Origin of the sequence: Bariatricus sp. HCP28S3_D3 (assembly GCF_052065755.1) — a bacterium.
Classification (GTDB): Bacteria; Bacillota; Clostridia; order Lachnospirales; family Lachnospiraceae; genus Allocoprococcus.
Window position 1 is genome coordinate 1 of the sequence record NZ_JBQHTK010000093.1, and the last position, 796, is coordinate 796.

A 796-nucleotide genomic window follows, 5' to 3' on the forward strand; every position below is an offset into this window, starting at 1 on the left:
ACCGGAACAACAGCCGGACTGGTGCAGGGGGCAACATACCGGTGGAATGGTACGGAGTGGGAGATGTATAAGTTCTCGGCCGTAAATATCGAAGCGGAGACGTTTAAAGGATACGAATTCTATGGATCGATATTTGAAAGTGAGTTCATCGAAAAACTTGACGCGCTACACCGCACAGAGGGAAAAGTAACGGTTAAAGACGGCAGGATAACTGTCGTAGCGAACAGCCAAACGAATGATCTGGGATCAGAAAATGGATGGAACACTGTATCGACGGATAAAATGACGATCGATGGGTATGGGCTTGAAATTGAATCAGACACGCACATGCGACAATTGAGGATCCAGCACTTATTGGCAGTAGCAAAGTTACTTGATGTGCGCGAAACAGAAGAGGGTGGTGATCAACGAAACGGATACAGAAAATATGCAAGTGGAAGAATGGAACAATGGATCACAGTAGAGAAAACGCTTGATGCGACGAACGCCTGGGGCGGATGTTACATCTCTGCAAAGCAGGCTGCGCAGGAATACCCAGTACCATTTTTAAGTGTTCCATCCGTGCAGATTACTGTTACCGGAAACGGTACAGATGGAGCATGGATCATGATGCTTGATGAGGGGTCAGCCACGCAGACACCGAAATATCATATCGTTAGAGGTGCAAAGCTTGAAGAAGCAAAAGATTTTAAAATATTGATCCGCGCCTGGGGAGAATGTGAAAAGGAGGAAGAAATAATATGAGAAAGAAAAGAAGAATCGTAACACTGGTATTAACATTATTATTAACCTGCTC

Annotated in this window: 1 protein-coding gene; it reads left to right on the plus strand. The window is 45.0% G+C overall.

The window, feature by feature from the left end:
• Nucleotides 1-744, plus strand: a 744-nt coding sequence (locus tag ACTNB3_RS17845; RefSeq protein ID WP_441027305.1) for a hypothetical protein, incomplete at its 5' end; no start/stop codon positions are given.
• Between the last annotated feature and the right edge of the window lie 52 nt (nt 745-796).